Genomic DNA, 6,181 nt, shown 5'->3' with positions numbered 1-6,181 from the left:
GATTTTGCTGGGAGTGACTGTTTTACAGTGTTTTGATTTCCCTATCACACCGCTATGACGGAGTGGGTCGGGGGGTGGCCGGGCTCCGGCCGCTCCCACCCGAGTCGGTGCACCCCAACGCTTCCCAGGAGGAGCCGTGCCCAGGTCGACGTGCCTCGCCGCGATGCCGTGGCAGGCCATCGAGTCGCCGTCGTTGCCGTTGGGCCTGCTGCGGGCGTGCTGCGCGGCCGAGGGCCTGCCCGTGCCGCGCGCCTACCACGGCGGCCTGCGGCTGACCGAGTTCCTGATGGCCGCCACCGACGGCGAGCTCGGCCCGGCCGACTACACCGACGTCGCGGAGAACGGGCTGTTCCACGGCCTCGGTGACTGGGTGTTCACCGGCGTGCTGCACGACGACCCGGACTTCGGGGTCGCCGCGCTGGAGGACTACCTCACCCGGCACCCGGTCGACGTCGACCGCGCGCGGCGGATCCGGCCGTACGCGGAGGAGTTCGTCGAGCTGGCCGCGGCCGAGATCCTCGACGGGGCGCCGGACACGGTCGGCTTCAGCACCACGTTCATGCAGAACGTGCCGAGCCTCGCGGTCGCCCGGCGGATCAAGCAGCTCGCGCCGCACGTGGCGATCGTGTTCGGCGGCGGCAACTGCGACGGCGACATGGGCGTGGCGCTGCACCGCAACTACCGGTTCGTCGACTACGTCGTGCGCGGCGAGGGCGAGGTCGCGTTCCCCGCGCTGCTGCGCGCGCTGGACGGCGAGGTGCCGTTCACCGACGTGCCCGGCCTGTGCTGGTGGGACGGCGACGCGCAGCGGGTCAACGACACCCAGGCCCACCCCGTGCCGCCCGGCCGGATCCCGGTGCCCGACTTCGACGACTGGTTCGCCCACCTCGACGCCTCGCCGGTGCGCAACCACGTCGAGCCGAAGCTGGTGGTGGAGACCGCGCGCGGCTGCTGGTGGGGCGAGGCGCACCACTGCACGTTCTGCGGGCTGAACGGGACGCTGATGGAGTTCCGGTCCAAGTCGCCCGACCGGGTGATCGAGGAGCTGTCGCACCTGATCGCCCGGCACCAGGTGCTCGACGTGATCACCGTGGACAACATCATCGACAACAACTACTTCCGCACCGTGCTGCCCAGGATCGAGGAACTGGGCTGGGACCTGCGGGTGCACTACGAGCTGAAGTCCAACCTGAAGCTCACCGAGATCGAGGTCCTGCGCCGCGCGGGCGTCGCCCACGTCCAGCCCGGCATCGAGTCCCTGGTCAGCCCGGTGCTCAGGATGATGGACAAGGGCGTGTCCGGCCTGCGCAACGTCCGCACGCTGCGCGACTGCGAGTCCAACGGTCTCACCGTGTCGTGGAACTGGCTCTACGGGTTCCCGGGCGAGACCGCGGCCGAGTACGCCGACGTGGTGCGGCAACTGCCCGCGCTGGCGCACCTCCAGCCGCCGTCGGCCGCGGGCCGGATCCTGTTGGAGCGGTTCAGCCCGTACTTCGACAACCCCGCGCTCGGCTTCCCGGAACGCGCCAGCGCGGACCTCTACGACCACGTGTACCGGCTCCCCGAGGTGGAGAAGGCCGACCTGGTGTACCTGTTCGACACCCCGCACCGGGGCCTGTCCGAGGCCGAGGCGGCCGAGCTGGTCTCGCTCGTCCACGCCTGGCACGACCTCTACCCGGACAGCTACCTGCGACGGCTCGACGAGGACGGCGTGGTCGTGCTGCAGGACCGCAGGGTCGGCCGGCCGCACGAGGACGTGGTGATCGAGGACCCGGACCTCGTGGCCGCGTACCGGGAGCTGGAGCAGGGCAGGACGCTCCCAGCGCTGGTGCGGCGGCTCCGCGAGGACGGGCGGGACCCGGACCCGGACGCCCTGCGGGAGTGGCTGGACGCGCTGCTCGGCCGCGGGCTGCTGTTCACCGAGGCGGGCGGCTACCTCGCGCTGGCGACCACCGCCGCGCCGGTGAAGGTGGGGTGACGGGCATGACGCGCACGACGACGGGCGCCGGTCTGGTGACGCGGGAGCCGCAGGAGGAGGGCACCGGGCGGACGCTCGTGCTGGCGGACTGGACCGCCGCCGCACCGGCCGACATCGCCGCAGCGGGCTACGAGCGGGTGCTGGTCGAGGAACCGCTGCGGGCCGGCGCGAGCCTCGACGACGACCTGCGGCTGCTGCGGTTCCTGCGCGAGTGCACCGGCCACACGCTGCGCCTGGACTGGGTGCTCGGCGGCCGGCCGCTGGTCGGGGAGCGGAACCTGCACCACCTCGTCCCGCCGGTGCGGGGCGTCGACGGCGCGGCGGAGTGCGCGGCGACGTGGCTCGGCGCCTACCGGTACGGCGCCTACTACTACCGCGTCGGTCCCGGTTTCGTGACGGTGAAGGACGTCCGCCCCGACGGCGAGTCCGTGCACCTGACCATCGACGGCGAGAGCGCGGACCACTTCCGCGCCATCGCCGAGGCCACCTCGGTGGCCGACCTGGACGAGGCCGCCACCGAGGCCCTGGCCGACGCGGTGGAGTTCGGCCTGGCCCTGCGCGGTGAGCAGGCCGTGCTGCTGCTGCCGTTCCGGATGCGCCACTGGCCCGTCCCCTACGTCGCGGCGTAGCGGGGGCTCCGGACGGGCGGCTATCGGGCCGGGTCGGCGTCGCGGGCCGGGTCCGGTGCCGGTTCGGTGCGCCACCCCGGCAGCCAGAACGGGGTCAGGCTGAGCACGCCCACCACCAGGCCGACCGAGATCGCGCCGGGTGCGCCGAAGGGGATGGCCAGGCCGGCGGCGACGGCGGCGCCCACCGGGGCGCCAAACATGGGGCCGAGCAGCACGATGCTGAACACGCGGCCCTGCAGCGCGGCGGCGGTGCGCTCCTGGCGCAGGGTCGTCACGCTGACCCGGAACACCGAGATGGCGAGGCCGAACAGGAACTCGTAGACGGCCAGCATCGCGAGGGGCGCGAGCAGCGACGCGGCCAGGATGAGGCCGAAGGCGGCGACCGCGATCGTGTCGGACAGGGTGGCGGCCCTGGTCAGACCGAGGCGTCGGACCACGCGGGGCGCGAGCGCGCTGCCGGCGAGCAGGCCCACGTTGCCGACCATGGCCGCGATGCCGAGCGCGACCGGGGAGAGCCGCAGGTCCTGGTAGGCGTAGGGGAAGTACAGGCTGCCGATGAGGCCGCCGCTGACGTTGAACACCGTGGTGCCCACCAGGATCCGGCGCAGCAGCGGGTCCGCGAGCACCGCCTGCACGCCGTCCCACGCGGCGCGGCGCGGGCGGTCCGCCACCTCGCGGTGCGGTGCGGGGTCGCGCAGGCGCACCAGCAGCACTGCGGCGAGCAGCTGGCTCACGCCGTCGACCAGCAGCGCGAAGCCGGCGCCGATCCAGCCGACCACGATGCCGCCCGCGCCGGGGCCGACCATGCTGCCCAGCGAGCGGCCGAACGACAGCCCCGCGTTGGCGGACAGCAGTTGCCGCCCGTCGACGAGCGCCGGGACCAGCGCCTGCGCGGCGACCTGGACGACGGTCGAGGTCACGCCCGCGCCGACGGCCACGACCACCAGCCAGCCGATCGACAGCATGCCGCCCGCGGTCAGCGCCGGCACCGCGAGCACCACCAGCCCGCCCGCCACCAGGCCGAGGACGGTCGCCCGCGCGCGGTCGGTCCGGTCGATCCACACCCCGACCGGCAGGCTCACCACCGCCCGCGCCGCCAACGACACCGCGTACAGCAGGGCGACCGTCGACGCCGAGGCGTCGAGCAGGCTCAGCGCGACCAGCGGCAGGGCGAACTCCGTGACGCCGGCGCCGAACGAGGTGACCCCGTTGGCCAGCACCAGGTTCCGCACGGCGCCGAGGCGCCCGCCACCGCTCAAGCCGGCTTCCCCGGTCGGAAGTCGCGCAGCGCCTTGCCCAGCAGCGCGACCAGGTCCGCGCAGTCGGCCCGGTCGATGACCAGCGTCGGCATGAGCGGCAGCACCCCGACCGAGAAGCTCGTCAGCAGGCCGTGGTCCCGGCACGCGAGCCGCAGCCGGTTGGTGTCGGTCAGCGACCACGGCGTGCCGTCCCGGTACGCCAGCTCGATGCCGATCATCATCCCCTCGCCGCCGACCGCGCGGACCGCCGGGATGTCGGAGAGCCCTTCCCGCAGCGCGTCGCGCAGGAACGCGGCCCGCTCCCGCACCTCCTCGAAGAACCCGGGCGCGGTGATCACGTCCAGCACCGCGGCGCCCGCGGCCATGCCGATCGGGTGGCCGTCGGTGGTGGAGCCGTTGAGGAACCCCACGCGGTTCTCGGTGCCGGCGAGCGGGTCGTAGATCGAGCGGGACACGGCGAGCGCGGCCAGCGGGAAGTAGCCGGCGCTCAACCCCTTGCCCAGCACCACCATGTCCGGCACGGCGTCCAGCCGTTCGCTGACGGTCATGGATCCCACCCGGCCCGCGCCGGTGGTGATCTCGTCCGCGATCACGTGGATGCCGCGGGCGCGGCACCGGGCGATCAGCTCGTTGAGGTAGCGGTGCGGCACGGGCTGGACGAACGTGCCGAGCACCGGCTCCACCATGACGGCGGTGACCCGTTCCGCGCCGATCTCGTCGACCAGGTCGAGCACCGGGCGCACGGGGTCGTCGTCGCCGCCGGTGAAGTCCGGGGTCGGCGCGGTGCGGACGAACCCGTCGAGCGGCGCGGAGAACCGGTGGAACACCTCCTCGCCGGTGAGGGCGGTGGCCAGCGGCCCGGTGCCGTGGTAGCTGCCCTTCACGGTGATGACGTGGGTGCGGTCGGGTTCACCGGTCATCCGGCGGTGGAACCGCGACAGCATGGCGGCTGCCTCGGTCATCTGGCTGCCGGTGTTGCCGAACCTGATGTGGTCCAGCGGTGCGGGCAGCGCCGCGGCCAACCGCTCCGCGTACTCGACCGCCACGCGCGTCGGGTGCTCGTAGCGCATCACCGTGCCGGACGGCAGCACGTCGAGCTGCGCGCGCATGGCGGCCTTCACCGGCTCGCACGAGTAGCCGAGGGTGACGTTCCACATCGAGGAGCGGGCGTCGAGGTACTCGCGGCCCGCCGCGTCGCGCACCCTGCTGCCGGCGCCGCTCACCAGGAACATGTCCGGGTCGGAGTCCCGGAAGAAGTCCGCCATCGGCGCGTTGCCGTGCCAGAGGTGGTAGCCGTCCGAATCGAACATGGCGCTCCCGGCGGGGGTTCGACGTGCGCTGGTCAGCGGGACGTGGTGCAGCACACCCTGGCCTCGCCCCCGGTGAATCGGAAATCGAATTGGTCGGAGGCGGGGGAAAACGCTGAACCTGTCGATCCGATCGGGTCGAGACATTAGGTGCGCGGCGACGCCGTCATCAACCGCGCTTCGCACACTCCACTCCTTCGGCCTAATCGGTGGAGAAGGCGGGCCTACCGCCATTCGGCCGTGGTCGACCGGAAAAGCCCGGCCGGTGCTACGGACACCACTATTGACAGGGCGGTCGACCCGAATACGGCCCGAATTCGCATTCGGGTCGACTCTTGACACGGTTCCCGACTCGATTCCCGAGAGGTCAGGGAGTCTGTCCCGGGTCGTGGAGGGGAAGCGCGGCGAGTTCGGCGCGGGACAGCACGCCCAGCTTCGGGTAGGCCTTGTACAGGTGGTGGCCGACCGTCCGGGGGCTGAGGAACAGCTGCGCGGCGATGTCCCGGTTGGACTGCCCATGCGCGGCGAGCCGGACGATCTGGAGCTCCTGCGGGGTCAGGCGGGCCAGTGGGCCGTGCAGCACGGCGGGCGTGCCGCTGCCGGTCACCCCGGTGGCCCCGAGCTCGCCGTCCGCCCGCTCGATCCACGGCGTCGCGTCCAGCCGCTCGAAGTTCTCCCGCGCGGAACGCAGGTGGGTGCTCGCCTCTGCCTTGCGCCGGGCACGGCGCAGCCACTCCCCGTACAGCAGCTCGGTCCTGGCCTGCTCGAACGGCCGCCGGTCCGCGTCGTGCAGGGTGAGCGCGGACTTGAAGTGCTGCTCGGCCTCGTCCTCGGGACCGAGCAGGGCCCGGCAGCGCGCCACCAGGGCGTCGGCCCACGCCTGCCCCATCCGGTCGGCCCGCGCGGCGAACCGCTCGAACGCCTCGGTCGCCCGCTCCGGCTCCCCGAGCCGCACGGCCGCCTCGACCAGGTCCGGCACGCTTCGGGTCACGGCGACGCCGTAGCGGC

The 6,181-nt window shown here is 73.0% G+C and carries 5 protein-coding genes; 2 read left to right on the top strand and 3 right to left on the bottom strand.

Features of this window, described 5'->3' with window-relative positions:
- The first annotated feature begins 136 nt into the window (after window positions 1-136).
- Window positions 137-1,978 carry a RiPP maturation radical SAM C-methyltransferase gene (locus tag AB0G02_RS26055; protein WP_360798360.1) on the top strand — a complete coding sequence of 614 codons (1,842 nt, stop codon included), beginning with the start codon at window positions 137-139 and terminating at the stop codon, window positions 1,976-1,978.
- A 5-nt stretch (window positions 1,979-1,983) separates the two neighbouring features.
- Complete coding sequence (locus tag AB0G02_RS26050) at window positions 1,984-2,607, top strand: DUF5825 family protein (RefSeq protein ID WP_360798357.1); 624 nt, start codon at window positions 1,984-1,986, stop codon at window positions 2,605-2,607.
- A gap of 20 nt (window positions 2,608-2,627) precedes the next feature.
- Here the strand turns inward: AB0G02_RS26050 and AB0G02_RS26045 are convergent, their stop codons facing one another.
- From AB0G02_RS26045 to AB0G02_RS26035, 3 genes are all read right to left on the bottom strand, one after another.
- Entirely contained in the window at window positions 2,628-3,866 is a 1,239-nt protein-coding gene (locus AB0G02_RS26045; protein WP_360798354.1) for an MFS transporter, read from the bottom strand.
- On the bottom strand, window positions 3,863-5,176 hold the full coding sequence (locus tag AB0G02_RS26040) for an aminotransferase class III-fold pyridoxal phosphate-dependent enzyme (protein ID WP_360798352.1): 1,314 nt from the start codon (window positions 5,174-5,176) through the stop codon (window positions 3,863-3,865). The genes AB0G02_RS26045 and AB0G02_RS26040 overlap by 4 nt, the downstream gene beginning before the upstream one ends.
- Window positions 5,177-5,540: 364 nt before the next feature.
- The coding region (locus AB0G02_RS26035; RefSeq protein ID WP_360798349.1) for a helix-turn-helix transcriptional regulator at window positions 5,541-6,181 on the bottom strand (641 nt) is incomplete at its 5' end.

Origin of the sequence: Actinosynnema sp. NPDC023658 (assembly GCF_040639995.1) — a bacterium.
Classification (GTDB): Bacteria; Actinomycetota; Actinomycetes; order Mycobacteriales; family Pseudonocardiaceae; genus Actinosynnema.
Note: the sequence above shows the minus strand (reverse complement) of the source record. Positions and strands in the feature narration are given on the sequence as shown.